Annotated in this window: 22 protein-coding genes; 8 read left to right on the forward strand and 14 right to left on the reverse strand. The window is 69.7% G+C overall.

From position 1 onward, the window contains the following. Nucleotides 1-55: 55 nt before the first annotated feature. Nucleotides 56-271: a DUF1059 domain-containing protein gene (locus IG196_RS24520; RefSeq protein ID WP_101488906.1), complete on the reverse strand. Its 216-nt coding sequence runs from the start codon at nucleotides 269-271 to the stop codon at nucleotides 56-58. A 20-nt stretch (nucleotides 272-291) separates the two neighbouring features. Further along, nucleotides 292-1,353, reverse strand: a complete 1,062-nt coding sequence (locus IG196_RS24525; protein ID WP_192193390.1) for a class I SAM-dependent methyltransferase — start codon at nucleotides 1,351-1,353, stop codon at nucleotides 292-294. A 143-nt stretch (nucleotides 1,354-1,496) separates the two neighbouring features. Between IG196_RS24525 and IG196_RS32305 the strand changes: the two genes are divergently transcribed. After that, nucleotides 1,497-1,964, forward strand: a complete 468-nt coding sequence (locus IG196_RS32305) for a helix-turn-helix transcriptional regulator (RefSeq protein ID WP_192193391.1) — start codon at nucleotides 1,497-1,499, stop codon at nucleotides 1,962-1,964. A gap of 29 nt (nucleotides 1,965-1,993) precedes the next feature. Here the strand turns inward: IG196_RS32305 and IG196_RS24535 are convergent, their stop codons facing one another. The 11 genes from IG196_RS24535 to IG196_RS24585 form a co-directional block, all read right to left on the reverse strand. Beyond that, the gene (locus IG196_RS24535; RefSeq protein WP_180838858.1) at nucleotides 1,994-2,653 is read right to left on the reverse strand and encodes an energy transducer TonB; all 660 of its coding nucleotides are present in this window, start codon (nucleotides 2,651-2,653) and stop codon (nucleotides 1,994-1,996) included. After that, nucleotides 2,650-3,087: an ExbD/TolR family protein gene (locus IG196_RS24540; protein ID WP_192193392.1), complete on the reverse strand. Its 438-nt coding sequence runs from the start codon at nucleotides 3,085-3,087 to the stop codon at nucleotides 2,650-2,652. Before IG196_RS24540 ends, IG196_RS24535 begins: the two co-directional genes overlap by 4 nt. Nucleotides 3,088-3,109: 22 nt before the next feature. Continuing rightward, nucleotides 3,110-3,538 carry an ExbD/TolR family protein gene (locus tag IG196_RS24545; protein WP_101488902.1) on the reverse strand — a complete coding sequence of 143 codons (429 nt, stop codon included), beginning with the start codon at nucleotides 3,536-3,538 and terminating at the stop codon, nucleotides 3,110-3,112. A 31-nt stretch (nucleotides 3,539-3,569) separates the two neighbouring features. After that, on the reverse strand, nucleotides 3,570-4,433 hold the full coding sequence (locus IG196_RS24550) for a MotA/TolQ/ExbB proton channel family protein (protein WP_192193393.1): 864 nt from the start codon (nucleotides 4,431-4,433) through the stop codon (nucleotides 3,570-3,572). Nucleotides 4,434-4,464: 31 nt separating this feature from the next. Next, the gene (locus IG196_RS24555; RefSeq protein WP_192193394.1) at nucleotides 4,465-5,628 is read right to left on the reverse strand and encodes an alanine racemase; all 1,164 of its coding nucleotides are present in this window, start codon (nucleotides 5,626-5,628) and stop codon (nucleotides 4,465-4,467) included. After that, nucleotides 5,625-7,991 (reverse strand): alpha/beta fold hydrolase, encoded by a 2,367-nt coding sequence (locus tag IG196_RS24560; RefSeq protein WP_192193395.1) that lies wholly within the window; start codon nucleotides 7,989-7,991, stop codon nucleotides 5,625-5,627. The genes IG196_RS24555 and IG196_RS24560 overlap by 4 nt, the downstream gene beginning before the upstream one ends. Then, nucleotides 7,988-9,661 carry a serine hydrolase domain-containing protein gene (locus tag IG196_RS24565; RefSeq protein WP_192193396.1) on the reverse strand — a complete coding sequence of 558 codons (1,674 nt, stop codon included), beginning with the start codon at nucleotides 9,659-9,661 and terminating at the stop codon, nucleotides 7,988-7,990. Before IG196_RS24565 ends, IG196_RS24560 begins: the two co-directional genes overlap by 4 nt. A 56-nt stretch (nucleotides 9,662-9,717) precedes the next feature. Next, on the reverse strand, nucleotides 9,718-11,112 hold the full coding sequence (locus tag IG196_RS24570; protein WP_192193397.1) for an MFS transporter: 1,395 nt from the start codon (nucleotides 11,110-11,112) through the stop codon (nucleotides 9,718-9,720). 1 nt (nucleotide 11,113) lies between these two features. Next, the gene (locus tag IG196_RS24575) at nucleotides 11,114-13,609 is read right to left on the reverse strand and encodes a TonB-dependent receptor domain-containing protein (protein WP_192193398.1); all 2,496 of its coding nucleotides are present in this window, start codon (nucleotides 13,607-13,609) and stop codon (nucleotides 11,114-11,116) included. Nucleotides 13,610-13,682: 73 nt separating this feature from the next. Continuing rightward, the gene (locus IG196_RS24580) at nucleotides 13,683-14,696 is read right to left on the reverse strand and encodes a FecR family protein (RefSeq protein ID WP_192193399.1); all 1,014 of its coding nucleotides are present in this window, start codon (nucleotides 14,694-14,696) and stop codon (nucleotides 13,683-13,685) included. Beyond that, nucleotides 14,693-15,265 (reverse strand): RNA polymerase sigma factor, encoded by a 573-nt coding sequence (locus tag IG196_RS24585; protein WP_225616778.1) that lies wholly within the window; start codon nucleotides 15,263-15,265, stop codon nucleotides 14,693-14,695. The genes IG196_RS24580 and IG196_RS24585 overlap by 4 nt, the downstream gene beginning before the upstream one ends. 270 nt (nucleotides 15,266-15,535) lie before the next feature. Here IG196_RS24585 and IG196_RS24590 point away from each other — a divergent pair, with 270 nt between their 5' ends. The 3 genes from IG196_RS24590 to IG196_RS24600 all read left to right on the forward strand — a co-directional run bounded on the left by IG196_RS24590 (nucleotide 15,536) and on the right by IG196_RS24600 (nucleotide 20,786). Continuing rightward, a complete protein-coding gene (locus tag IG196_RS24590) occupies nucleotides 15,536-15,925 on the forward strand; it encodes an STN domain-containing protein (RefSeq protein ID WP_192193400.1) in 390 nt (129 codons plus the stop codon). Between the two features lie 186 nt (nucleotides 15,926-16,111). After that, nucleotides 16,112-18,835 carry a diguanylate cyclase domain-containing protein gene (locus IG196_RS24595; protein WP_192193401.1) on the forward strand — a complete coding sequence of 908 codons (2,724 nt, stop codon included), beginning with the start codon at nucleotides 16,112-16,114 and terminating at the stop codon, nucleotides 18,833-18,835. Nucleotides 18,836-18,887: 52 nt separating this feature from the next. Further along, nucleotides 18,888-20,786 carry a GspE/PulE family protein gene (locus IG196_RS24600; protein WP_192193402.1) on the forward strand — a complete coding sequence of 633 codons (1,899 nt, stop codon included), beginning with the start codon at nucleotides 18,888-18,890 and terminating at the stop codon, nucleotides 20,784-20,786. Between the two features lie 18 nt (nucleotides 20,787-20,804). Here the strand turns inward: IG196_RS24600 and IG196_RS24605 are convergent, their stop codons facing one another. After that, nucleotides 20,805-21,551 carry an EAL domain-containing protein gene (locus IG196_RS24605; RefSeq protein WP_225616779.1) on the reverse strand — a complete coding sequence of 249 codons (747 nt, stop codon included), beginning with the start codon at nucleotides 21,549-21,551 and terminating at the stop codon, nucleotides 20,805-20,807. A 371-nt stretch (nucleotides 21,552-21,922) separates the two neighbouring features. Between IG196_RS24605 and IG196_RS24610 the strand changes: the two genes are divergently transcribed. Genes IG196_RS24610 through IG196_RS24625 form a run of 4 tightly spaced genes read left to right on the forward strand, consistent with a single transcriptional unit; the run spans nucleotide 21,923 to nucleotide 26,019 of the window. Then, nucleotides 21,923-22,414 carry a spore coat U domain-containing protein gene (locus tag IG196_RS24610; RefSeq protein WP_225616780.1) on the forward strand — a complete coding sequence of 164 codons (492 nt, stop codon included), beginning with the start codon at nucleotides 21,923-21,925 and terminating at the stop codon, nucleotides 22,412-22,414. Between the two features lie 5 nt (nucleotides 22,415-22,419). Further along, nucleotides 22,420-23,205 carry a molecular chaperone gene (locus IG196_RS24615; RefSeq protein ID WP_192193404.1) on the forward strand — a complete coding sequence of 262 codons (786 nt, stop codon included), beginning with the start codon at nucleotides 22,420-22,422 and terminating at the stop codon, nucleotides 23,203-23,205. After that, complete coding sequence (locus IG196_RS24620; RefSeq protein ID WP_192193405.1) at nucleotides 23,183-25,531, forward strand: fimbria/pilus outer membrane usher protein; 2,349 nt, start codon at nucleotides 23,183-23,185, stop codon at nucleotides 25,529-25,531. Before IG196_RS24615 ends, IG196_RS24620 begins: the two co-directional genes overlap by 23 nt. Next, entirely contained in the window at nucleotides 25,501-26,019 is a 519-nt protein-coding gene (locus IG196_RS24625; RefSeq protein ID WP_192193406.1) for a spore coat U domain-containing protein, read from the forward strand. Before IG196_RS24620 ends, IG196_RS24625 begins: the two co-directional genes overlap by 31 nt. The last annotated feature ends 9 nt before the right edge of the window (nucleotides 26,020-26,028 follow it).

Raw genomic sequence — 26,028 nt, forward strand, 5'->3', positions numbered from 1 at the left:
CTGCATCAAGGTTCGTGACGGCGGCCGGGGCCGCGCAGGACCTTCAGTCAGTCCGTCAGGCGGGCGTCTTCGCGAGCTCCACCGGCGGCGTGCCGGCCTTGAACATGCTCGCCAGCTGCTGGCGCAGTTCGGGCGTGTCGGTGTGGCCGTGAACGGCCACGGCGTGCTGGACGGCGGCATCGAGCAGTTCGCCTTCGGAATCGGCGCAGAGCGCGACACTGCAGTTCATCGTGCTCGGATACTCGCGGCAGTCGATGTATTGGCGTGACATGGCGGCTCCTTCATGTGTCCTTATGGACGTGCTTCGAAGATCAGGTTGAAGGGCGTTTCGCTGGCGCGGCGGAAGTGCGAGAAGCCGCCCTGCGAGACGACGTCGCGCAGGCGCACTTCGCCGGCCTGCGCACCCAGGCACAGGCCCACTTCCTGCGAACGCGAGGCCGGTGTGCAGATGAAGCTCGAGGCCGAATAGAACACGCGCCCCACCGGATTGATGTTGTCCTCCAGCCGGTCGTTGGCAAAGGGCTCGACGATCATCCACGTGCCCTGCGGCTTGAGGGCTTGCCGCACGTGCGCCGCCGCGCCGACCGGGTCGCCCATGTCGTGCAGGCAGTCGAAGACGGCAACCAGGTCGTAGTCTTCACCGGGGAAATCCTTGGCGCTCGCGACCTCGAAGCGCAGGCGCTTTTCATCGTCGACGCCGGCCTTGCGCGCGGTTTCGCGCGCGCGCTCGATCGACGGCGCGTGGTAATCGAAGCCCACGAAGCTGGATTCGGGATAGGCCTGCGCCATCAGCAGCGTCGAGGCCCCGTGCCCGCAGCCCACATCGGCCACGCGCGCGCCGCTTTTCAGCAGCGGCTCGATGCCTTCGAGCGCCGGAATCCACTGGCTCACCAGGTTGGCCGCGTAGCCGGGCCGGAAGAAGCGCTCGGTGCCATGGAACAGGGCCGCGTCGTGCTCGTGCCAGCCGATGCCCAGGCCCGTGCGCATGGCCTGGAGCATCTTGGGAATGACCTTGAACTGCGCCACGGCGATCTGGAAGGCGCCGGGCACGAAGGCCGGGCTGCCCTCTTCGGCCAGCGCAAAGGCCTGTTCCTCGGTCATCGAGAACAGCTCGCCTTTCGGGTCGTATTCGACGTAGCCGCTGGCGGCCTGGGCCGAGAGCCATTCGCGCAGGTAGCGCGGGTCGGTCTCGGTGCGGCGGGCCAGCGCCTCCACGGTACAGGGGCCTTCGGCCAGCGCCTTGTACAGGCCCAGCTGGTCGCCGACGACGATGGTGGCCGCGTGCATCACGGCCCCGAGGTCGTGGACGAAGTTACCCATGAAGGCGTTAAGCCGTGTTTCGTCGATGGCCATGTGTATCCCCTTCGTCGGCAGGCGACTTGCGCGGCCCTTGCGTGCCTATACTGAATTCGCGGCAAAGGGCCTGCGAGCATCCTGTCTCTCGATGCGTGCGGGCGCCATACGCAGCAATGCGTATGCACCGTGAAAGGCATGCCATGACGCACCTGTCGCGCAACGATTGGGCGAGCGCACTTCGCCTGCTGGACAAGCTGGAGTCCGGGGATTCACCCGTGCGGCATCGCGGCGCTGACGCGCATCGCCTGCGCACCACCCGCCGCATCGCCAAGGCGCCGGGCCGGCGCGAATTCCGCCGCGCCGCCCTGCAGGCCGACTACTGCCGGCGCGTGGGGCTGGAGCATGCGATGGCGGTGGCCTTCCTGTACCAACTGGCCTGCCGCGACCCGGCGCCGTTGCCCGATGCCCTGCCCGCCGGCCTCACGCCGCGCGAGGGCGATGTCATGCACTGGCTCTCGCAAGGCAAGACCGACGCCGAAATCGCCGCCCTGCTCACGATCAGCCCCCGGACCGTGCACAAGCACCTGGAGCATGTCTACGTGAAGCTGGGCGTCGAGACGCGCACGGCCGCCGTGCTGCGCGCGCTCGCCATGGGCCGGCCTCCCTGAAGAAGTGAGACCGGCTCGACTCCTGCGCGCTATTCGATGCGGAAGACGAACTCCTGCGTCGCCAGCACCTCGGCATCGCCCGTGGTCTGGCACTCGTAGCGCATCACCGCGGCACGCACGGCCGAGTGGTACACGCGCGGCCCCGACAGGAAGCGCACCTCCTGCACATGGCCGCCCTTGATGCGAACCTCGGCCTTGACCACGCCGCCGATGCCTTCGTCCATCGCCTTGCGCGGCATCTCGGGCTTGACCTGCCGCGGGCAGGCCACCGCGATGTCGGTGGTGGTCGCCTTCGGCGGGGCCGGCGGCGCGGGAGGCGCCGGCGGTGCGGCCGGCGGCGGCGGCGTGGGCTCGGTGTTCTGCACGGCGGTGATCGCGGGCGCCGAGGTGGCGGGCGGCGTCACGGCCGGCGGCGGCACGTAGGCCGGGCGCGGCGGTGGCGGCGGCTTGGGCGTTTCCTGCCGCACGATCTTCTTCGGCGGCGGGGGCGGCGGTGGAGGGGGCGGCGGTGGCGGCTTGATCTCGCTGATGATGGTCGCGTCCATCGGCTTCTTGATCAGCTCGACCGTCTGGCGTGCGAGCCCCGACACGAGCGCATAGCCCACGCCGACGTGGAACAGCACCATCACGGCGATGCCGACGGGCCCGAAGCGGGACTTGGGGTTGAAATCCTTGCGGGAGCGCTTCATGGGATGAACTGCTCCGCGCCCACGATGCCCAGCTTGCTCACGCCCGTGCGCTGCGCCGAGGCCATCACGCCGGCCACCACTTCGTACTTGGCGCGCCGGTCGGGCCGCAGATGCACCTCGGGCTGCACGGCCTGCGCGGCGACCTGCTCGAAGCGCCGTTCCATCTCCGTGCGGTCGGTCAGCGGCTCGCCGTTCCACTGCACGACGCTGAGCGCATCGATGTCGATGCGCAGCACCTCGGGCTTGAGGTCGCTGGGCGGCGGGTTGCCTGTGGGCATGTTCAGGTTCACCGAATGCAGCTGGATCGGGATGGTGATGATCAGCATGATCAGCAGCACCAGCATCACGTCGATGAGCGGCGTGGTGTTGATGTCCATCAGGGGCTCGTCGGAGGGCGCGCTGCTGCGCCGCCCCTGCTTTTCTTTTCTTGGCATGGCTTGTCTCGCTGTCTGCTCGTCAGTTGCGCGCCGGCGGCTCGGTGATGAAGCCCACCTTGGCGATCCCGGCCGCCTGGCAGGCGTAGATGATCCGGCCCACCGGTTCGTAGTCGGAATGCCAGTCGCCGCGGATGTGCACCTCGGGCTGCGGGTTCAGGGCCGCCACCTTGGTGAGCCGCGCGACCAGCGCGGGCGTGCCCTGCACCGGCGTGTCGTACCAGTAGGTGCGGCCGCTGGCATCCACCGAGATCACGACGGTCTCGGGCTTGCTCTCGCGCACCTCGTTGCGTTCTTTCGGCACCGCGACGGGCACCGAGTAATTGACCACCGGAATGGTGATGAGGAAGATGATCAGCAGCACCAGCATCACGTCGACCAGCGGCGTGGTGTTGATGGCCGCGATGGCCTGTTCCTCGTCTCCCCCGGAAGCCGGGATGTTCATCGCCATGGCGCAGTCCGCTTGCGTGTGCGTGCGGGCGTCAGGCCGCGGCGCTGCCGGCCAGGATCACGGAGTGCAGCTCGCCGCTGAACTCGCGCACGTCGTCCATCACGGTGATGTTGCGGCGCAGGAGCCAGTTGTAGCCCAGCACCGCGGGCACGGCCACGGCCAGGCCGATGGCGGTCATGATGAGCGCCTCGCCCACCGGGCCGGCCACCTTGTCGATCGATGCCTGCCCGGCCACGCCGATGGCGGTGAGCGCGTGGTAGATGCCCCAGACCGTGCCGAACAGGCCGACGAACGGCGCCGTCGAACCCACGGTGGCCAGCAGCGACATGCCGTTGCTCAGGCGCCGCTGCACGCGCTCGGTGGCGCGGTGGATGCACAGGTCGACGAAGTCGGCAAAGTCGACCTTGCCGCGCAGGCCGTCGTGCTTCTGCGTGGCCTGCATGCCGGCGTCGGCAATGAAACGGAACGGGCTGCCCTCGGCCAGCCGCGAGGTGCCGGCCTGCACGGTGCCCGCGTTCCAGAACTCGTTGTCGACCGCGCGCGCCTGGCGGCCCATGCGCATCTGCTCGAGCAGCTTGGTGACGATCACGTACCAGCTGCCCATCGACATGATCGCCAGGATGGCGAGCACGGCCTTGGCGACGGCATCGCTCTGCGACCAGAGCGCGCCGACGCCGTAGGGGTTGTCGACCTTGGCCGTGGCGGCATGTGCGGCAGCGGGTGCGGCGGGCTTCTCGGGCACCGCCACGGGCGCCGGCGCGGCGGCAGCACTCGCGGTAGCCTGCGGTGTCGCCGGCGTCTGGGCGCCTGCCAGTTGCGGCGCGCTGCCCAGGCCGAAGGCCAGAACGAAAGGCGCGGCCACCGCCGCCAGCCGTGCAAGGAATGTCTTCGTCATCGTTGTCTTCTCCGAAAAAAATGGATTCGCTTCAGGCGCCGGCGTACCAGCCGCGCGCCTTGTCCCAGACCGCCTGCACGCCGCTGCCGGCGCCTTCCACCACGTGGTAGCGGTCGTAGGGCGCGGCCGTCATGCAGGCGTGGTGCGGCAGCACGCGCACGCGGGCGCCGACGGGCAGCGCGCGGAACATCGCCTCTGCTTCTTCATCACCCTCGCAGGCGATGAGGCCATGCTCCTGGTGCAGCTCGGCCACGCACAGGCCGGGCAGCGGCACGGTGCCCTCGGCCTGGCACACCAGCCCGAAGCCCAGGCCGCTGCGGAACTCGGCCGCCGACTGGTCTTTCGACAGCGCGAGCGCGCCCGCGTCGATCAGCACGCGGCGCGAGCGCGGGTTGTGGCCGATCACGGTGGCCAGCACCGACAGCGCGATGTCTTCCACGCCGCAGATGCCGCGCGCCACCTGGTCGAGGTCGCAGAAGGTGTAGACGCCGGGGCGCATCTCGGTGACGCCTTCGAGCGTCTGCGCGCACACGGCCGTGGGCGTGGAGCCCACGCTCACCACCTCGACCGGAATGCCGACCGCGCGCAGCCGCTCGGCCGCATGCACGGCGCCGGCGCGTTCGGCCTCGGCGATGGCACGGATCGCCGTGCCGCCCTGCACGTGGTAGCTGTGGCCCGCATGCGTGAGCACGCCGGCGAGCAGCAGCGATTCGCTGCGCTGCACTTCGCGCGCGAGCGAGAGCAGCTCGTCGTCGTGCGGGCCGACGCCGCCGCGGCCGCCGCCCGTGTCGATCTCGAGCAGCACGCGAAAGCTGGCGCCCAGCGTTCGTGCGCGCGCCCCGGCCGCCTGCACGGCCTCGATCGAATCGGCCAGCAGCGTCACGCGCGCGCCGTGCGTGCGCTGGATGTCGTGCAGCGCTTCGATCTTGTTGGCGTCGATGCCGACGGCGTAGGTCAGGTCGGTGAAACCGTGGCGCGCGAAGTAGGCGACCTCGGCCACGGTCGACACCGTGAGCCCGCCGGCCTGCCCGCGCGTGGCGCGCCGCGCCACTTCGACCGACTTGGCGGTTTTCAGGTGCGGGCGCAGCGCCACGCCGTGGCGCGCCGCGCGCTGCGCCATCGCCTCGCAGTTGCGTTCGAGCACGCCGACGTCGAGCAGCAGCGCGGGCGTGGTGAGTTCGGCCAGGGGCGTCATCGGCCGGTTCCGGACGCGACCTGCGCCATCACGGTGTCGATTTCTTCGGCCACGCGCTGCACCAGCGGCGGCAGCAGCACCAGCGTCATGTGCGCGGCGCCTTCGATGCAGGCCAGGCGGCGTTGCGTCGACAGCGCCGCATGCGCCTCCTGGAACGCGGGCCAGCGCGCCTGCACTGCGGCGATCGCCGGGTCGGCGCCGGCCGGCAGCGGCTGCTGCTTGGCCCACAGCACGGCGAGCGGACGCGCACCGAAGTCGGGTGACGCGGCGGCCTGGCGCGCGACGTGCGGCAGGCCGCGCACCTCGGCCAGCATGGCGTCGAGCGCTTCGGGCGTGTAGGTCGCTTTCATCTGGCGCAGCACCTGCGGCATGTCGGCGAACAGGGCCTCGATGGGCGCCTGCTCCGGCGGCGGCGGGCCGCCGGCCTGGAAGTTCGCGCGCTTCTCGCGCTCGGCCGCGAACTGCGTTTCGGGCGGGTGCTCGTACATCGTGAACTGCTCGGGGTGGCTCGCATCGAGCATCACGACGCCGGCCACCTGCTGCGGATACAGGCCCGCGTAGACCCGGTTCAGCAGGCCGCCGAGCGAGTGGCCGACGAGCACGATCGGGCCCGTCACGCCGGCCGCTTCGAGCAGCGCATGCAGGCGGTGCGCGTTGCGCTCGCCGTCGAAGGGTGCGTCGTCGGCTTCGCTCCAGCCCATGCCGGCGCGGTCGTAGCTGATGACCGGGTGCTTCGCCGCGAGCGCCTGCTGCAGCCGCGCATAGGTCGGCGAGGCACAGCCGCCGCCGGCTTCGATCACGAGCGTGGGCTGCGCGGCGCTGGCGGGCACGGGACCGCTGCGCTGCAGGTGCATCGCACGGCCGTCGATGGTGTAGAGCTCGCCGGGCGCGGCCATGTGATACGGGCGTCCGGGCTGCTCCACACGCGGCCAGTAGTCAAGGTCGCGCACGCGGTACGGCAGGTTGGCGAAGTCGGTGCTCAGCGAGGCCGGCGTCGACACATACAGCACCGACTTGGCGATGGGGCCGAACTCCGCATGGAAGTGCTGCGCCGACTTCACGATGACCAGCTTCTTGGCCGTGAGGTCGATGCCCAGGCCCGTGAAGAGGTCGGCGCCGATGACCTGGTTGCGCTTGCTGATGAGGACGATGTCCACGCCGTCGGCGGCCTGCACCCACACGCACGGACCCATGGGCGTGCGCACGCCCGAGAGGCCGCCCTGCGAATGCGCCTCCACCACGCGCTTGACGGTCACGTGCAGGTCGATCGGGTCGCCCGAAGCCGGGCCGCACTTGCCGCCCAGGCGCAGCTCGAAGCTCGCGCCCTCGCCCGCGTCGCGGCACAGCTGCACCGCGCCCAGGTCCCACACGCCGCCGAAGGCCACGTCGCCGATGCCGCGCTCGACCACGGCGCGCAGCATGAAGGTGCTGTCGCTGGTGGCGCCGCCGCCGGGGTTGTCGGCGGTGTCGGCAATGACGACCGGGCCGTCGGGCGTGGCCATGGCGCGGGCGAGCGTTTCCTCGATCGAGAGCGAGGGCACGCCGGTTTCGTGGCGCAGGTCCCAGAAGGCGTGGCCCAGTTCTTCGGCGAGCTTCGCGGCCAGCGCGGGGTCGTTGTCGGTCACCACCCACATCTTGGCGCCCGACTCGGGCACGTCGGCCCACGGGAAGCCATGGCCCAGCGACACCGAGAGCACGCCCGGCTGCTTTTCGGCGTCCTGCATGCGGCGCACGAAACCGGCCATCGGTTCGCGCGTGGTGTGCCACTTGCCGACCATGCGGCAGTCGTGCACGGCCGTCACGGGCCGCACGCGGCCCTGCGCGGTGTCGACCACGATGCGGATCAGCTCGGTCAGGCGATCGAACGCGTCGGTGTGCGGATATTCCTTGTAGCAAATGATCGCGTCGGCCGCGTTCAGCATCTTCTGCGTGAAGTGGCAGTGCAGGTCGAGCGAGACGCCGATCGGCACGTTCGGCCCGACGATGTCGCGCACGCGCGAGATCACATCGCCTTCGCAGTCGTCGTAGCCGTCGGCCACCATCGCGCCGTGCAGCACGAGGATCACGCCGTCGACCGGGCCGGCCTTGCGCAGGTCGTCCAGAATTTCGTCGCGCAGGCGCTCGTACACGCTGCGCACGGTGCGACCCAGCGGCTGCGCAAAGGCCAGCAGGCTCTCGACGGTTTCATGGCCTTCGGCGGCGAGCTGCCGGCGCACTTCCACCGCATACAGGCCGTAGCCGGCCGCGTCGCGCGTGCTGGCATCGCCGCGGAAGATGCCGTATTCCTCGTAGCTTCCCAGGCCGGTGGGGGCCGAGACAAAGGTGTTGGTCTCGGTGGCGAACAGGGTGGTGAAGAACTTCATGCGCGGGGCTCCTGGCGGGCAAGGTGGATGTTTCGCGAGCGCGTCGTGGCGAACAGCAGTCCCACGACCCGGCCGCCCTTGCGTTCCACGTTGAGAACCGATTTGCCCATCTGGGACAGCACCGGGTCGACCGAGACGAGCGTCATCACGTCGGCCGACAGCGGCGTCAGCACGCACGCGTGCTGGCCGTGGCGGCCCTGCACGGTGAGCCGCAGCTTGCCGTCCACCAGCGCCATCTGCGCGGTGGCGTCGAGGTCGGGGCTGGTGTAGTCGCCGCACAGCTGCTCGGCGAGCGACACGGCATCGGGCGCGGTCTCGGGCAGGCGCTCGAAGCGGCGCGGCTGGCCGCCTTCGTGCAGCACGAAGGCATCGGGTGCGCGTTGCGGGTCGAGGTCGGCGGTGTCGAGCACGAGGTCGTTCGTCGGCAGGTCCTGCAGGCCCAGCCACAGCTTGCCGTCGCCCTGGTTCAAGGGCTTGGCCTCGCCGGCCTGCCACGACATCGCCAGCTTGCCACCCACGTCCGAGAAGCTCAGCAAGCCGCCCGTGGAGGGTGCGTGGTAGCGCTGGCCGGGCAGCGCGGGGAAGGCGCTGGCCAGCGGGCGCACCTCGGGCGGCGCGAGCGCGTCGCCCAGCAGCAGCTCGATCACCTTGAGGGTCAGCGACCCCGGCGACACGGGCGCGCCGTTCACCATGGCGATGATGTCCAGCCCGTGGCTGGGCACGCTGATCATCTGCGACTGCGCGCCGAGCACGGCGCCCGCGTGGTGGACGATTTCAACGCCGCGGTACGGGTGGCGCGCCAGCCCGAAGCCGTAGTTCACCTGGGAGCCCGACGACAGCGTGGTGGGCGCCGACAGCAGTGCCCAGCTCTTCGCGCTGCCCACGATCTTTTCGCTGCCGTGCATGTGCGCAAGCCAGCGCAGCATGTCGTCCGCCGTCGACACCAGCGAGCCGCCGCCGTCGAGTTCGCACGGGTACAGGCCGCGGCGCCAGCCGCCGCCGGGCGCGGGCATGTACAGGCCGGCCAGGCCGGGAACCACGTCGAGGTCGGTCTGCACCGACGAGGTGTCAGGCATGCCCAGCGGGCCGAACAGGCGCGCCTTCAGGAAGTCGTTGAAGCTCAGGCCGCTCACGCGCTCGACGATCTTGGCCAGCAGGAAGTAGCCGCCGTTGCTGTAGACCATGTGTGTGCCGGGCTCGAAGTTGAGCTCGCTCTGGCGCGCCATGGCGGGCAGGCCCGGGCCGGGCAAGGTGAACGTGAGGCCGTGCGCAATGGCCCACAGCTCGTCGTGGCCGCGCCAGCCGCTGGTGTGCGTGAGCAGGTGGCGCAGCGTGGGGCCGTTGGCGCTCAGCTGCGGCAGCTCGGGCAGGTACTTCTGCACCGGGTCTTCCACGTCGAGCAGGCCGTCTTCGGCCAGCAGCAGCACGGCCATGGCCGTGAAGTGCTTGCTGGTGGAGGCGATGCGCATGCGCGTGGTCGGCGTGAGCGCCACGCCCATCTCCAGGCTGGCCATGCCGACGGCGCGGCGGTACAGCAGGCGGCCATGCTGTGCGATGGCCAGCACCAGGCCGGGCGCGTCGCTGCGGTTCAGGGGCGCCACCAGCGCATCGATGGCGGCCAGTGCGGACGCGGTGTCAGGAAGAGAGGCGGAAAGGTGTGGTTGTGACATGGAGGAACAACGAACGATGAAAGGGAAGAGCGGAATCTCGAAGCAGCAGGCTCGGCTCAGTTCGGCTTCGCTTCGCGCATCAGGCGAACGAAGGGGCCTTCGGTGGCGCGCAGCACCATGGCACCCAGGCTGCCGCCGACCAGCGTGGTCGCGACGATGGACACCGCCAACCCGTTGGGCATCGACTTGAGGGCGTCCGACAACATGCCGACCATCAACGGACCCACCACGCCGAAGGGCAGGCTGGCCATCGTGAGCAGCGCGATGGTGCGCGAGCGCAGGTGCGGCGGCGCCGCGTCCTGCAGCACGTTGGGCAGCAGCACGGCACTGCCGATGAGCGGCACCACCAGCAGCCCCAGCAGCGCGAAGTTGTGGTTGGCCGAACTCGTGAACAGCAGCAGCGTCGACATCAGCGCCGCCGAGAGATTGCCCAGCATGATCAGGCGCAGCGCCGCGGCCGGCCCCATGCGCGGCTGCACGTAGCGCATCGACAGCACGCCCAGCAGGCCGCCGGCCACCGTGCCGCACAGGAAGGCCAGGCCCATGCCCTGCCCCATCTGCACGGGCGTGACGCCGTAGGTGCGCGCCGTGACGATCGGCAGCCAGGTGCCCAGCGAGCTCAGGCCCACGCTGGTCAGGCCCACGCCGACCACCAGGCCCGCGAAAGTGCGCCAGTGCCGGCGCAGGTGCTCGCGAAGGGTCGTGGCACCGGGCGCATCGGCGCTCGCAGTGGCCGGCGCACCGGGCTTGGCTTCCTGGACACCGCCGCGCGGCGTGCGCCGGATCGACAGCACCAGCAGCGTCACCGGAATGCCGGCGGAGGCCAGCACGAAGAAGGTCAGGCGCCAGGCTTCGAGCTGCTGCATCGCGACGGGCAGCCAGGGCCGCAGGTCGTCGGTGAGGTGCACGATGGTGCCGCCCAGCAGCGCGCCGAGCGCACTGCCGAAGATGGCCGACAGCGCGAACACCGCATTCGCCAGCACCCGCTGCGCCCGCGGGAACAGGTCGGGGATCATGCTGTTGGTGATGGGCGTGAGGCCCGCCTCGCCCACGCCCAGGCCGACGGAGGCGACGAACAGCACGCCGTAGTCCATGGCCGTGCCGCGCATGGCGGTGGCGGCACTCCACAGCACCACGCAGGCCGCGAGCACCACGCGCCGGTCGTAGCGGTCGCTGAGCCAGCCCAGCGGCAAGGTGGCGATGCCGGTGAACAGCACGATGCCCGCGCCCTGCAGCAGCCCGAGCTGCGTGTCGGAGAGCGACAGCGTCTGGCGGATCGGCTCCGTCAGCAGCGTGAGGATGACCTTGTCGATCGAGCCCAGCACCGTCGCGATGATGAGCACCACCAGCGCATACCAGGCGCTGGTGGGCGCCTTGCGGGTCGTTTCCAGGGCCGCAGGGGCGGCCGCATCCAGCGGCATCGGTGCCGCGAACGGTGGGAGGCCCGACATGTCAGAACGGAACGTTGACGTTCACGCCGATGGTGCGCGCCGGCACGAGCGCCGCAGTCACCAGGTTCGGGTTCACGTTGAGGCCGGTTTCGATCGACACGATGCCGCGCTTGTTCGTCAGGTTGCGCACGTAAGCCGAGACGCTGAAGCGCTTGAAGTCGATGCCCGCCTGCAGGTCGACCAGCGTGTAGGCCGGCATGGTGATGCTCGGCAGGGCCGCGCTGCCGCGGTAGCCCGCATCGCGCTTGCCGGTGTAGCGCGCGCTGATGCCGACATAGGCCGGGTGGTCGGCCAGGCTGAAGTTGCGCGTCAAACCCAGCGTGGCCGCAAAGCGCGGCGTGTGCGGCAGCCGCGTGCCGGCCTTGGCGTCCAGGCCCTTGGCATCCTCGGTCAGGCGCGCATCGACGGCCGCGGCATTGGCGGTGAAGCGCCACTCCTTGTTGGGCTTCCAGTTGAGCGTGAGCTCGCTGCCCTTGATGCGGGCCGCCCCCGCGTTGGTGACGAACACAAAGGCGCCGCTGCGCGTGGGCTGCTGCACGCCGCTCCACTCGATGTCATACAGCGCCGCTTCCAGCGACAGCGTGCGGTCCAGCAGGTCGGCCTTGTAGCCCAGCTCGTAGCTCCACAGCGAGTCGGAGTCGTATGCCGGCTGCACGACGCGGCGGTCGGTGTCGGGCTTCAGCACGTTGGGACCGCCGGGGCGGTAGCCGCTGGCCGCGCGGAAGTACATGGTGCTCGTGTCCGACAGTGTGTACTTGGCGGCGGCGAGGTAGGTGGTCGGACTTTCCGACGAGTTGCCGGCGGCATTGGCGGCGACCGAACCGACGAGCTGGCCGGTCTGGCGGCTGGCGTATTCCTGCTTGTTGCGCGCCAGGCGCAGGCCGCCGGTGAGCGAGAACCTGGGCGTCACGTTCCAGGTGATGTCGCCATAGGCCGCTTCTTCGCGGTAGCGCGACGACTGCGTCGACGTCAACAGGCCGAGGCTGCGTCCCCCGATCAGGTTAGCGTCCATGACGCCGTTGTTGCTGCCGCGCTCGCGGTTCAGGTACAGGCCCGCCAGCCACTCGATGGTCGTGCCCGAGCGCGAGGTCAGGCGGAACTCCTGGCTGACGCGGTGCTGTTCCACGGTGCTGTTGATCGGCACCGAGGCCACGGGAATGCGCAGCGCGCTCAGCATCGGCCCGTAGCGGCCGGTGACGTCGACGGTGTTGTTGATCTTCACGTCCTGCGCGGAGGTGATCGAGTTCAGGCGGGCCCAGCCGAAGTCGTACTCCACGTCCAGCCCGAACAGCTGCGTGAGGTTGCTGTACGACTCGTTGGCCGACAACTGGCGCGAGCGCTCCCGGTTCCAGGGGCGCAGCGTGCGCTTGTCCATCTCTTCGAAACCCAGGCCCTTGCGATGCACGTCCTGCACCGTGCCCGTGAGGCGCACCGTGAGTTCGCGCGTGGGCGTGAGCAGCAGCGAGACGCGGCCGCCGTCGGTATGGCCACGGTCGACATTGCGCCCGCGCGCCGGGCCCGTGGCGTCGTAGGTGCCGCCGACCTGGTCGGTGAAGGCGGCGAAGCGGATGGCCGCCACGTCTTCCTTGATCGGCACGTTGAGCACGGCGCCGGTCATGAAGCCCGGGCCGCCGCCCTGCGTCCACGAGGTGCCGAATTTCACCGAGCCGGCGAACTCCATGGTGTCGGGCTGGTTGGTCACGTACTTGAGCACGCCGCTCATGGCGCCGGCGCCGTACAGCGTGCCCTGCGGGCCGCGCAGCACTTCGATGTGGCTCAGGTCGAGCATGCCCATGTCCAGCGGCGTGTTGCCGCCGTTGGCGCCGGCCGAACTCAGGCCGGTGGCCACGTCGTCCACGTACACGCCCACGGTCGCGATGCCCTGCACCGGGCCGGTGGTCAGCCCGCGCATGGTGAGCGTGCCGCCCACGCTGCCGCTGCTGGTGAGGTTCACGCCCGGTTGCTCGGCCACGTAGTCGGCCAGGTTCTTGGCGCCCGCGCGCTCCAGCGCCTGCGCCTTCATCACGTTGACCTGCATCGGAATTTCGCGCACCGGCTCGCGGCGGCGCGTGGCGGTGATGGTGACGCTGTCGAGCGACTGCGGTGCCTCGTCGGCCACCGGCTTCGTTGCCGCGGCGGCCGTGTAGATCACGATGGCGCCGTCGTCACTGCGGCGCGTGCGCAGCGGCGTGCCTTCGAGCAGCTGCGCCAGCGCGTCCTGCGGCGAGAGCGCACCCTTCACACCGCGTGTGGCCACGCCCTTCACGTCGTCGACCTTGTAGAGCAGCTGCACGCCGCCCTGCGCGATGTAGGCGTCGAGTGCGGTCTTGAGATCGCCGCCGCTCACATCGAAACCTTGCGTCGGAGCCTGCGTCTGCGCGTGTGCAGCCATGCCGCTCGCCAGCGCCCATGCGCCGCCGATGACCCATGGGCGCAGGGCCCCGTACGTTCGCTTCTTCTTGGACGGCAGACCGGTGCGGGGCGCGATGCGATTCATGGGTGTCTCTCCAGCGTGGTTATTTGTTTGGGTACCCACTGAGACGAATGCCCCGTCACATTCCGGTAATTTTCTAATTCGAAATTCTGATTTCGTTGCCGTTCTCTTGCGCAGCGAGGCCGAAGCCCTGCTTGAGAAGGGCCACGAAGCCGCTCATGTTGTTCGCATCGAAGCTGCCGCCGATGCGCACCTGTGCGACGACCGGGTCGGCGATCACGAGCTTGCGCAGGTTGTAGCGGTTGAACTGCGCCGCCGCGTCGCCCAGCGTGGTCTGGTCGAACACGAGCTTGCCTTCGCGCCAGCGCAGTTCGTCGTCGACCTGCTTGGGCGCCTTCGACATCACGAGCACGTTGTCGGCATGCGTGACGGCCGCCTGGTTGCGCGTGAGCACGGTAGGCTCGGCGCTTTTTGCATCGGGCCTGGCCGCGGCGATCTGCACGCGCCCTTCTTCCACCGTCACGTTCACCTGGTCGCCCTGGCGCCGCACGAGAAAGCGTGTACCCAGCACGGTGATGCGCCGGTCGCCGGCCATGACGACAAAGGGATGGTCCTTGTCGTGCGCAATGTCGAAGTAGGCCTCGCCCGCGTCGAGCCACACCTTGCGCCCGCTGTCGTTCACGGCCGTGCGCAGCTGCGTGGCGGTGTTCAGCGTGAGCCTGGAGCCGTCGGACAGCGCGACCGATTGGCGCGCGCCCACGGCCGTGGCGTAGTGCTGGCCGCGTTCTTCTTGCGTGTACTGCCAGCCGAGCCAGGCGGTGCCGGCGGCGGCCACCAGCACGCCGGCGGCGATGCGTTGCAGCGAGAAGCGCGACAGGCGTTGAGGCGGACGTGCGGCCTGCGGTGCGGGTGCGGGCGCCGGCGCGGGTGCGGGCGCCGGCGCGGGGATGGGAATCTCCGGCGTGCGCAGTGCGCCCAGCCGGTCGCCACGCTCCCAGGCGCTGGACAGCCGCAGCCAGGCCACGCGGTGGGCGATCGACGCGGCGATCCAGGCGTCCAGCTGCTGCTGGTCGGTGTCGGTCCATGCGCCGCTGTCGCGGCGGGCCAGCCAGTCGGCGGCCAAAGATTCAATGCGCTGGGCGTCGCTCATGTGGAAAGCCTCCGCTCGTTCTGCGCTCGCCCGAAGGCCTTGGTGTCCAGCTGCACGCCGCCCGACAGTAGCGCGTCGGCCAGGGCGCGCACGCCGCGCGACACCTGCCGCTCGACCGTGTCCTCGGTGATGCCCAGTTGGGTGGCGACCTCGCGCTGCGAGAGCCCGTCGATCTTGCGCATCTCGATCACGCGGCGGCACTTGGACGGCAGCGCGTCGAGCGCGGTCTGCAACAGCCGCAGCTCGCCGCGGCCGGCGGCGTGGCGCTCGGGCGTGAGCTCGTCGGCGGAGAAATCGAGCGCGTCGAGGTCGGCAATGATCTCGATGGAAACGATCTGCGCGCGCCGGGCGCGGTCGATCAGCAGGTTGCGCGCGGTGGCAAAAACGAAAGGTTTGACCTGGTCGGGCATGGATTTGGAGGCGGACTCATAAATGCGCACGTAGACGTCCTGCCGCAGGTCGGGCACTTCGGCGTCGTCGCGCCAGTTGCGGCGAAGGAAACGCGTGAGCGCGGCTTCCATCGGCAGCACCTCGCTGACGAACCAGGCATCCAAGTCACTGAGAACCACGAAGCGCTCCTGGAAATTGAAGGGCCGAAAGGAGAACGGCAGGCCGCCGGGATTGGCGACAGACAGTGAGACGAACGGCCCGAAGATTTCCGGTAACGCGCACAGGCCCGCCGGCGAAATTTCTTCCAATTTCCGTGCCCGGCGGTGGTTCCCCAAATTCTAGAAGGCCGGGTCCAAGGGCTTTTCCCCCTTGCCCCGTTACCGGAAAGTGCCCGCGAACTCGTCTCACCGGGGGCAGAAGAAAAACCAATACGCGGAAAACAGACCGACATGATTCGAATCCGGAGGCAGACCCCCACCCTCCTTGCCCTCTTCATCAACCGCCCTCGCCTTGCCCTCGTTGCCGCCGCCGGCCTGCTGGCGACGGGGCTGGCCTTCGCCCACGCGCGCGAGTTCGACGTGAAGAGCGGCGAGCTGCGGCCCGCGCTCGACGCCTACATCGCGCAGTCGGGCGTGCAGCTCATCTACAAGATGGAAGACGTCAAGGACCTTTCGACCCGGGGCATCAAGGGAAAGATCGCCGCCGACGCGGCACTCGACCGGCTGCTCGACGGCACCCGCCTGCGCGTGCGGCGCGGGCAGGACGGCGCGATGGTGCTCATTGCGCCGACCCGCTCGCCCGCGGCCGCCCGGTCGGAGCCGCCGCCGCGCGTCGAGTAATACCATTGGCTTCTGTCGTGCGCCTGCGCGACAGTCCGGCGCCCTGGAACCCCGCGAGATGCACCTGAATGGCGCGCATTTCGCGCACTTTCTGACACACTAGCTGCGCAACGCGCGAAGGGTGTGAGCCGTGCCCTCTTGGCCGGCCGGTGGCCCCCGCTTCGCTGCGCTGCCTGCACGACGCCCATGAAATTTTTCGCGACCGGGAAACCCCGCATCAGCCTGAACACGCGCCTCAGCGTCGGCGTTGCAGCCATCGTGCTGGCCACCACTTTCATCATCGCCACGGTGGCGCTGCACCTGGTCAAGGACCGCATGCAGGCCTCGATCGCCAACGAGGAGTTCGCACGGCTGTCGGCCATCGCGAGCGCGGTGGACCAGAAGTTCGCCAGCCGGCGCGTGCTGCTGAAGACGCTGGCCGAGAGCGTGGCCTCGCACGACTTCACGAGTGACGTGCCGCTGCAGGGTTTTCTGACGCAGCACCCCTCGCTGCGCGCGGCCTTCGACAACGTCGCGATGCTTGACACCGACGGCGACCTGGTCGCCAACATGAACGGCCCCGACCAGCTGCACAAGCTGAACATCAAGGACCGCGCGTACTTCAAGGACACGCTCACGTCCCGCACGGGCGTGATCTCCGAGCCTTACCGCAACCGGCTCAGCGGCCTGGCGCAGGTGGCCATCACCGAGCCCGTGCGCGACCGCGACGGCCAGGTGCAGTTCGTGATCTCGGGCTCCATCAACCTGAAGGACCGCAACATCCTGGGCGAGCTGGCCGACGTGCGCTTCGGCCAGACCGGCTACGTGTTCATCACCACCGCCGACGGCGTCGTGCTCGACCACCCGCTGGCCGACCGCGTGCTCAAGCAGGCCAACGTGGCGATGGCCGACGACGCACCCGATCTCGACCGCGCGCTCTCGGGCTTCGAAGGCACCCTCGAAGGCGTCAACCACGCGGGCGTGCCCGGCCTGTATGCCTTCAAGCGCATCCGCCAGGCCGACTGGATCATCGGCTCGATGTACCCGCGCCACGAGGCCTTTGCGCGCATCGACTCCATCGAGCGCACCGCGTGGATCGGCGCCATCGTGCTGGCGCTGCTGGCCGGCGCGTTGGCGCTGGCCGTGGTGCGGCGGCTGCTGCGCCCGGTCACCGAGTTGCACCGCCACATGCTCGACGCCCACGCGGCCCCCGATCGGGCGACCGAGGCGCGCACCCACCCGGACGACGAGATTGGCGACCTCTCGCGCACCTTCGACCGGCTCATGCAGCAGCGCCAGGCGAGCGAGAAGTTCCTGCGCGACATCACCGACAACCTGCCGGCCATGATCTCGCACGCCGACGCGCAGGGCCGCTACACCTTCGTGAACGCGCGGCTGTGCGAAGAGCTGGGCTACAGCGCCGAAGAGCTCGTGGGCCAGCCCGTGCAGAGCATGAGCGGGCTGCACGACGACCCGATGCTCGAGCACAACCTGCGGCGCGTGCGGGCCGGCGAAGCCGTGTCCTTCGAGCGGCGCGGCGCCGCGCACCGCGACGAGGAAGAGCACTTCTTCCAGACCGACTTCATTCCCGAGCTCGACCCGCAGGGGCAGGTGTGCGGCTACTACGCGATGACCTTCGACATCACGCAGCGCAAGCACATCGAGCTCGAGCTGGCGCACAGCGAGGCGCAGATCCGCACCATTGCCGACAACATCCCCGCGCTGGTCTCGCATGTCGATGCCGGGCTGTACTACACCTTCGTCAACGCCAAGGTGCAGGCGCTGCACCGCGACACCGCGCTGGTCGGCCGCTGGATGCCGGCCGTGCGGGGCGAGGCCGATTTCGCGGTGGTGCGGCCCTACATGGAGCGCGCGCTGGCGGGCGAGACGGTGATCATCGAAAAGGCCGGCGACGCGGCGCTGGGCATCGGCGAGCGCACCTTCAAGGCCCACTACATCCCCGACCAGGATGCCGAGGGCATGGTGCACGGCGTGTTCGCGATGACCTTCGACATCACCGACGAAGTGAACATCCGCCGCGCCCTCACGCAGCAGGAAAAGCGCCTGCGCGACGTGACCGACAACATCCCGGCGCTGGTGGGCTACTTCGACCGCGACGAGAACTGCCTGTACGGCAACAGCCGCGCACGGCAGATGGCCGGCCTGGGCGAACGCCAGCCGCTGGACGGCGTGACGATGCGCTCTGCCCTGGGCGAGGCCATGTATGCGCAGCACCTGCCCCACCTGCCCACGGTGCTCGCCGGCAAGCCAACGCACTATCCGGTGCAGGCGCCCATCCACGACCGCGAGGGGCACTTCCAAGTGAACCTGATTCCCGACAAGGACCTGGCGGGCGAGGTGGTGGGCTTCTACCTCATGGCCTTCAACGTGACGGCGCTGAAGGAGGCCGAGCGCAAGCTCATCGAACTGGCGCGCATGGACGTGCTGACCGGCCTGCCGAACCGGCTGGCCTTCAACGAACAGCTGCCCGCGGCCATGCTGCGCGCGCGCCGCACCGCAGGCGGCATCGCGCTGATGTTCCTGGACATCGACCATTTCAAATCGATCAACGACACGCTCGGCCACGCCATCGGCGATGGCGTGCTGGCCGAGTACGCGCGCCGCCTGCGCGCCAGCGTGCGCGAGACCGACACCGTGGTGCGCCTGGCCGGCGACGAGTTCGTGATCGTGCTCGAGAACGTGTACTCGACGGACGCGGTGGCGGGCGTGGCGCAGAAGATCGTCGCGCACATCGAGGCGCCGGTGTTCCATGTGGACGGCCGGCGGCTGGACGTCACGACCAGCATCGGCGTCGTGTTCCTCGAGACGGTCGATGCCAGCGTCGGCGCCGGCGAATTGCTCGCGCGCGCAGACACGGCGCTCTACGATGCCAAGTCGCAGGGCCGCAACCGTTTCGCGTTTTTCCGTTAGCGTCGACACACCCCACCCGCCGCGCCCCCTACAACCACCAGGAGATCGATCCATGGCAGCCACCGAAGTCGTCATGCCCGAACAGCTCGTGCAGGAGCTCGACCTGCAAAGCCGCATGCCGATCGCGCGCATCGGCCAGGCGCTGATGTCGCTGGGCATGGTCACGCAGACGCAACTCGACGCGGCGCTCCAGCAGCAGCAGCGCGAGCCCACCGTGCCGCTGGGCGAAACGCTGGTGCGCATGGGCGTCGTAAGCCGCGGCCAGCTGCAGACCGCGCTGGTGCGCAAGATGGGCTACCCGCTCGTGAACCTGCATGTGTTTCCGGCCGCGGCCGACGCGCTGCGCAAGGTCAGCCACGAGGCCGCGCGGCGTCTGCAGGTCATGCCGCTCATGCTGCACGGCGGGCGCCTGGTGCTCGCGCTCGACGACCCGGTCAACCAGCACGCGGTGATCGACGAGGTGGAGTTCATCGCGCAGATGAAGGTGCTCCCCGTGCTGGGCCAGTGCCTCGACCTGGACGGCGTGCTGCACAAGGCCTACGAGAAACTCGGCCAGGTGGCGGCCGAACGCCCGGTGATCGACATGAACGACCCGGCGCGTCCGCTCGAGTTCGACATGACGGGCACCAGCACGCTGCTGAAGACGCTCGAGAAGGAAGAATCGGCCGCCGCGCCCGCCGCCGGCGAGGCGCCCGTCGAGCAGTCGGACAACTCGCTGGTGCGCATGATCAACAGCATGATCCTGGAGGCCCACCGCGAGGGCGCCTCCGACATCCACATCGAGAGCGACCCGGGGCAGGAAAAAACGCGCATCCGCTTTCGGCGCGACGGCCGGCTCTACACCTACCTGGAGCTGCCGCCCAGCTATCGCAACGCGGTGATCGCGCGCGTGAAGATCATGTGCGACCTGGACATCAGCGAAAAGCGCAAGCCCCAGGACGGCAAGATCAACTTCTCGAAGTATTCGCCGCAGCACCGCATCGAGCTGCGCGTGGCGACCATCCCCACCAACAACGGTTTGGAAGACGTGGTGATGCGCATCCTGGCCTCGGCCAAGCCCATCGCGCTGGACGCGCTGGGCTTGTCGGAGCGCAACCTGGCGCAGCTGTCGCAGGCGGTCGACCGGCCCTACGGCATGGTGCTGTGCGTGGGCCCCACCGGCTCGGGCAAGACCACCACGCTGCACTCGGCGCTCATGCGCATCAACACGCCCGAGCGCAAGATCTGGACGGCCGAAGACCCCATTGAAATCACGCAGCCGGGCCTGCGCCAGGTGCAGGTCAACCCACGCATCGACTGGACCTTTGCCAAGGCGCTGCGCGCCTTCGTGCGCGCCGACCCCGACGTGATCATGGTCGGCGAGATCCGCGACGCCGAGACCGCCAAGACCGCCATCGAGGCCTCGCTCACCGGCCACCTCGTGCTGTCGACGCTGCACACCAACAGCGCGCCCGAAACCGTGACGCGCCTGCTCGACATGGGCATGGACCCGTTCAACTTCGCCGACTCGCTGCTGGCCGTGCTGGCGCAGCGGCTGGTGCGCTGCCTGTGCCCGCAGTGCGTGCAGAGCCGCCCCGCGACACGCGAGGCGGTCGAGGAACTGCTGGCCGACTACATGCACGCCTTCGGCGCACAAGACACGCCCGCCGCACGCGACGCTGTGCGCGCCGAATGGCTGCAGCGCTACGGGCGCGACGGCCAGCTGCAGACCTACACGAGCACCGGCTGCAAGCACTGCAACGACACCGGCTTCAAGGGCCGCGTGGGCATCCACGAGCTCATGGTGATGTCGAAGGGCCTGCGCCGGCTGGTGCAGGGCGGCGCGCGCGCCGAGGAACTGCAGGACGCCGCCATGCGCGAAGGCATGCGCACGCTGCGTCAGGACGGCATCGAGAAGGTGCTGGCGGGCCGGACCACGCTCGAAGAAGTGCGCGCGACGAGCAACGTCTGACGCGGGAGGAGGCTCAGCTCAGGCGGCGGCGTCCCACGCCACCGCCGGCAGCGTGGCAATGGCCGGGCGTGCGAACAGGTAGCCTTGGAACAGTTCCACGCCGATCTCGCGCAAGGCGCGCACCTCTTCGGCCGCCTCGACGCCTTCGGCGATCACGCGGATCTGCAGCTCGTCGCAGGTGGCGACAAAGCCCCGCACGATGGTGAGCCGCACCGGGTCGGCATGGATGCCGCGAATCAGGCTCAGGTCGATCTTCACCACGTCGGGCTGGAACGCGGCCAGCAGCTCGAAGCCCGCGTAGGCCGCGCCGAAGTCGTCGATGGCCGAGGTGAAACCGTGGCGCTTGAAGCTGTTGAAGGTGGCGGCCAGGCCGTGCAGGTCGCGCACGCGCTCGCCCTCGGTGATCTCGAACATCAGCTGACGCACCGGAAACTTGCAGCGCTTGGCCGCGGCCATGGCGGTGCGGAAGCACTCGGTCTGCCCCGCGACGTCGTTGGGCATGACGTTGAGGCTGAGGCGGGATTTCATGCCCAGGCGCGCGGCGATCTCGATCGCTTTGACGCGGCAGGCTTCGTGGAAGGCGAAGCGGTCGACCGGATCGACGCGCCCGAGCACCTCGGCGGCGCCTTCGCCCGACAGGCCGCGCACCAGCGCCTCGTGCGCATAGATCTCGCGGCGGCCCAGGTCCACGATGGGCTGGAACGCCATGGTGAACCCCGAGGCGAGGCTCGCAGGCGCGGCGTCAGCATGTGTTTCGGCGATCACGGTTCGTGGACCTCGCGGGCAAGGTTGCAATGGCGCCGGCGGGCGCCTTCCAGGGCGTAAATGTAAACCCTTCTATACACAGCGCGCACAACCGCACGCAGACAACAAATCGCAGACAACAGATGGCGTCGCGTGCCGGCATGCGGGCTGTAGGCTGAAAGCATTCGTGGGTTTTCCCGGTATCAGAAAAATCTGTAGCCACTTTGGGACGCTGATGTATGTCCCCTGTCCCACGGGGGGGAGATTGGTTAGAAAGGGATTGCCCGCTACCGAAACCGGTGGGTGGATTTTCGTTGTCGTTCCTGGGTTTCCAGTCCACCGATGAAAGGTCCCGTCCGATGCGCCACCTGTCTCACCCTCTCCTTCGCGCCTTGGCCCGCACCGTGCTGCCCGTCGGCGCCCTGCTCGCACTGGCACCGTCCGCGCAAGCAGCCAGCGCGACCACGACCTTCCAGGTCACGGCCACCGTGCTCAAGGCCTGCCTGATGAGCACGCCGGCCACGCTGGCGTTCGGGCCTTACGACCCGGCCTCGGCCACCGCGCTGGCCGGCACCACCAGCCTTAATGTCACCTGCACCTTCGGCACGCCCTACTCGATCGGCCTGAGCGCGGGCGGCGGGACGGTGACGAACCGCCTGATGACCAGCACCTTGGCGGCCGCCGGCAACAACACGCTGAACTATGGCCTGTTCAAGGACAGCGCACACCTGAACAACTGGGACGACAGCATCGCCGGCACCGGCTACGTCGGCAACGGGGTGATCCAGCCGCAGACGATCTACGGCCTGATTCCCACGGCGCAGTACGCCGCGGCGCCGGCCACCGACTACAGCGACACGATCACGGTCACGCTGACCTACTGACCGGCTTGACTCCCAGCCTCCACGGCATGCGCCGTACCTTCCTGCTGGGGTCCGCCCTGTGGGCGGGCCTGCTGCTGGCGCCTCTTCCCGCTGCCGCGACCAGCCTCAGCGTGGCGCCGCTGCGCATCGTGCTCACGTCGCAGCGCCCGGTCGCCTCGCTCACCATGGGCAACGCCGAAGACACCGAGGTCGCCGTGCAGGCCGAGGTGGTGGCGTGGTCGCAGCAGGACGGACGCGATGCCTACGAGCCCACGCGCGATGTGCTGGTCAACCCGGCCATCTTCCGCCTGCCGCCGGGCGGACGGCAGATCGTGCGCCTCGGGCTGCAGGTGCCGGCCGACGCCGCGGAGCGCAGCTACCGCGTCTTTCTTCGCCAACTGCCGCGCGACCAGGCCCTGCCGGCGGACGGCGGCGAGGGCGCGAAAGTGCAGACGCTGCTGCGCATCGGCGTGCCCGTATTCGTGCCGCCGCTGCAGCCGCGCCGCGCGCTGCAATGGTCGCTGCAGCCGTCCGGGCGCAGCACGGGTGCTACGTGGCGGCTGGTGTTCGAGAACCAGGGCAGCGAGCACATCCAGGTCACGCAACTCGTGGTGCGCCGCGAGGACGGCACCGAGCTGTTGCGCAAGAGCCTGTCGCAGTACGCGCTGGCGGGGCAGTCGGCCGCCATCGACATCGAGCTGCCCGCCCTGCCCCCCGACACCCGCCTGCAGATCGAGGCCGCCACCGATGCGCCGGAGGCCCAATCCACCGCCACCGTGCGCGTTCCCCGTGCGCCTGCCACGCCGCGCTAGCCTCTGGGTCTGCTGCGGCTGGCTGGGCCTGCGCGTGGCCTGCGCACAGAGCACCGCCGCCGCCGAGGCGGTCGATGGCGTGCAGCCGGCCGTCCTCGACGTGCGCATCAACGGCCTGACCCAGCCCGCGCCGCGCCCGCTGCTGCGGCGCGGCACGCAGCTGCTGGCGGCCGAGGCCGACTTCGCAGCCTGGCGCCTGGTGCGGCCCGCCGCTCCGGCGCTGCAGCGCGACGGCACCGACTACTACGACCTGCGCGCGCTGCCCGGCGCGCAGCTGCAGCTCGACGAAGGTGCGCAGCGCGTGGACCTCAGCGTGCCCGCCGAGGCGTTCACGGTCGGCACCGTGCATGCGCACCTGAACGACCGCCCGCCGCTGTCGGCCTCGGCCTTCGGGGCTTTTCTCAACTACGACCTGGCCTTGCAGCACGACCGCGAAGGCACGCGCGCCTCGGGCTACTTCGATGCGGCGGCGTCGGCCGACTGGGGCATGGTGGGCACGAGCGTCGTCGCCGGACAGTCGGCGTTCGGCGGACGCGGCACGACGCGGCTCGACAGCTACTTCCGCCGCGACGACCCCGCGCAGCTCACGCGCCTCACGGTGGGCGACACGGTCACACAGGCGGCCGCGTGGTCCACGCCCTTTCGCTTCGGTGGCGTGCAGTTCGGCACCCGCTTCGGGCTGCAGCCCGGCTTCATCAGCTACCCGATGCCGAGCCTGCGCGGCGGTGCGGCCGTGCCGTCGGCGGTGGAGGTGTACGTGAACGACACGCTGCGCTACCAGCGACGCGTCGACGCCGGCCCGTTCGCGATCAGCGACGTGCCCGTGCTCACCGGCGCGGGCGAGATGCGCTTCGCCGTCACCGACGCGCTGGGCGTGCAACGCATGGTGACCACGCCTTATTACGTGAGCTCGAACCTGCTGCGCGCCGGGCTTTCCGACTACTCGCTCGAAGCGGGATGGACGCGCCTGCGCTACGGCGAGCGCAGCTTCGACTACGGCCCGCCCTTCGTCGCCGGCACCTGGCGCCACGGCGTGAACGACAGCGTGACCGTCGAAGCGCGCGGCGAAGCCAGCGCACGCAGCCAGACCGCGGGCGCCGGTGTGACCTGGGTCTGGGGCACGCTGGGCGAGCTGTCGCTGCACGGCGCCGCCAGCCGCAGCAAGGACGGCGACAGCGGCCGGCTCTGGCGCGCGGCCTACACGCGCACCAGCGACGAATGGAACTTCTCGGTGAGCCGGCAGGTGGCGAGCCGCGGCTTCACGCAGATCGCCTGGCACGACAGCCCGGTGCACACCGACGCACAGACCCAACTGTTCGCGGGCCGCTCGCTGGGCCGCTACGGCACGCTGGGCGCGAGCCACACGCGGCTGCGCTACACCACTGGCGAGCACATCGGCGTGACCACCGCCAGCTGGTCGATCGGCATCGGCGGCAATGCGTGGCTCGGCACCTCGGTGGCCCACACGCGCCAGAACGGCAAGCCCTCCATCACCTCGGTGAGCGTGAGCCTCACCTTCACGCTCGGCGAGCGCCAGCACGCCACGTTCTCTGTCCAGCAGCAGAAACCAGGCGGCCACTCGGCCGTGGCCGAGTGGGTGCAGCAGCCGCCCGGCGACACGGGCTGGGGCTACCGGCTGCGCGCCGCCGACGGCGAGAACGCGCGCAGCGAAGCCGGTGTCGACCTGCGCGGGCGCTACGGCCTGCTCGCGGCCGAGGTGGCGCGCGCCCAAGGCCAGACGGCGGCGCGCGTGCGCGCCAGCGGCGCGGTCGGCCTCGCGGGCGGCGTGCCCTTTGCCACGCGCCCCTCGGACGACGCCTTCGCGCTCGTGACCGTGCCCGGCGCGGCCGGCGTGAAGGTGTACCGGGAGAACCAGCCCTGGACCACCACCGACAGCGAAGGCCGCGCCGTCGTCTCGGGCCTGCGCGCCTACGAGCCGAACCACATCAGCATCGACAACGGCGACCTGCCGATCGAGGCCCAGGTGCGCAGCGACGTGCTGCGCGTGGTGCCGCGCTACAAGGGCGTGGCGCAGGCGAGCTTCGACATCGCACGCGACATGGTGGCAAACGTGACGGTGCTGCTGCCCGACGGCACGCCGCTGCCGCCGGGCATCGATGTGATGCGGCCGGCGCGCGGCACGTCGTTGCTGTCGGGTTTCAACGGCCTCGTGTCGGTGGACGACCCGCAACCGAACGAGCGCTTCGAGGCGCGATGGAAGAGCGGGCATTGCCGATTCACGCTGGGCGCGCCCGACCGCGCTGCCGGCGCACTGCCTTCAATGGGACCTTACCGATGCGAACCCGTGTCGTCGTCTCCGCGCTGACGGCCGCGCTGGCGCTGGCGCTGGCCCCGGGCGCGTCGCTGGCCGGATGCACGGGCGTGGGCGCGTTCACCTGCTCCGCCACCGTCAGCGTGGCAGCGCCGCTGGCATTCGGCAACTACGACCCCGCTGTCGCAACGCCCAAGGACAACACCACGACCATCACCGTCGTCGGCAAGGTCACCGCCCTGGTCGCTCTGTTGGTGACCCTGTCCTACACGGTCAGCCTCGACGCGGGCCCGACCGGCTCCATCGCCAACCGGCAGATGACGGGCCCGGTCGGCGGCACGCTGGGCTACAACCTCTACACCGACAACGCGCGAACCGCCGTCTGGGGACTCAACAGCGTCCCGGACAGCTACAACATCACCGCCTCCGTGATAGGCACGACGGTGACGCGCAACTACACCGTCTACGGCCGCATTCCCGCGGCTCAGTACGTGGCGCCGGGCGGCTACGCCAGCACGATCACGGTGACGGTGACCTATTGAAGCAACAGC

This window comes from Variovorax sp. 38R, from assembly GCF_014843395.1.
In the GTDB taxonomy this organism is placed as follows: domain Bacteria; phylum Pseudomonadota; class Gammaproteobacteria; order Burkholderiales; family Burkholderiaceae_C; genus Variovorax; species Variovorax paradoxus_H.

What these genes read in the sequence shown, in the direction of transcription:
- IG196_RS24520 (WP_101488906.1), bottom strand. Translation starts at nt 271, where the DNA reads ATGTCACGCCAATACATCGACTGCCGCGAGTATCCGAGCACGATGAAC.
- IG196_RS24525 (WP_192193390.1), bottom strand. Translation starts at nt 1,353, where the DNA reads ATGGCCATCGACGAAACACGGCTTAACGCCTTCATGGGTAACTTCGTC.
- IG196_RS32305 (WP_192193391.1), top strand. Translation starts at nt 1,497, where the DNA reads ATGACGCACCTGTCGCGCAACGATTGGGCGAGCGCACTTCGCCTGCTG.
- IG196_RS24535 (WP_180838858.1), bottom strand. Translation starts at nt 2,653, where the DNA reads ATGAAGCGCTCCCGCAAGGATTTCAACCCCAAGTCCCGCTTCGGGCCC.
- IG196_RS24540 (WP_192193392.1), bottom strand. Translation starts at nt 3,087, where the DNA reads ATGCCAAGAAAAGAAAAGCAGGGGCGGCGCAGCAGCGCGCCCTCCGAC.
- IG196_RS24545 (WP_101488902.1), bottom strand. Translation starts at nt 3,538, where the DNA reads ATGGCGATGAACATCCCGGCTTCCGGGGGAGACGAGGAACAGGCCATC.
- IG196_RS24550 (WP_192193393.1), bottom strand. Translation starts at nt 4,433, where the DNA reads ATGACGAAGACATTCCTTGCACGGCTGGCGGCGGTGGCCGCGCCTTTC.
- IG196_RS24555 (WP_192193394.1), bottom strand. Translation starts at nt 5,628, where the DNA reads ATGACGCCCCTGGCCGAACTCACCACGCCCGCGCTGCTGCTCGACGTC.
- IG196_RS24560 (WP_192193395.1), bottom strand. Translation starts at nt 7,991, where the DNA reads ATGAAGTTCTTCACCACCCTGTTCGCCACCGAGACCAACACCTTTGTC.
- IG196_RS24565 (WP_192193396.1), bottom strand. Translation starts at nt 9,661, where the DNA reads ATGTCACAACCACACCTTTCCGCCTCTCTTCCTGACACCGCGTCCGCA.
- IG196_RS24570 (WP_192193397.1), bottom strand. Translation starts at nt 11,112, where the DNA reads ATGTCGGGCCTCCCACCGTTCGCGGCACCGATGCCGCTGGATGCGGCC.
- IG196_RS24575 (WP_192193398.1), bottom strand. Translation starts at nt 13,609, where the DNA reads ATGAATCGCATCGCGCCCCGCACCGGTCTGCCGTCCAAGAAGAAGCGA.
- IG196_RS24580 (WP_192193399.1), bottom strand. Translation starts at nt 14,696, where the DNA reads ATGAGCGACGCCCAGCGCATTGAATCTTTGGCCGCCGACTGGCTGGCC.
- IG196_RS24590 (WP_192193400.1), top strand. Translation starts at nt 15,536, where the DNA reads ATGATTCGAATCCGGAGGCAGACCCCCACCCTCCTTGCCCTCTTCATC.
- IG196_RS24595 (WP_192193401.1), top strand. Translation starts at nt 16,112, where the DNA reads ATGAAATTTTTCGCGACCGGGAAACCCCGCATCAGCCTGAACACGCGC.
- IG196_RS24600 (WP_192193402.1), top strand. Translation starts at nt 18,888, where the DNA reads ATGGCAGCCACCGAAGTCGTCATGCCCGAACAGCTCGTGCAGGAGCTC.
- IG196_RS24625 (WP_192193406.1), top strand. Translation starts at nt 25,501, where the DNA reads ATGCGAACCCGTGTCGTCGTCTCCGCGCTGACGGCCGCGCTGGCGCTG.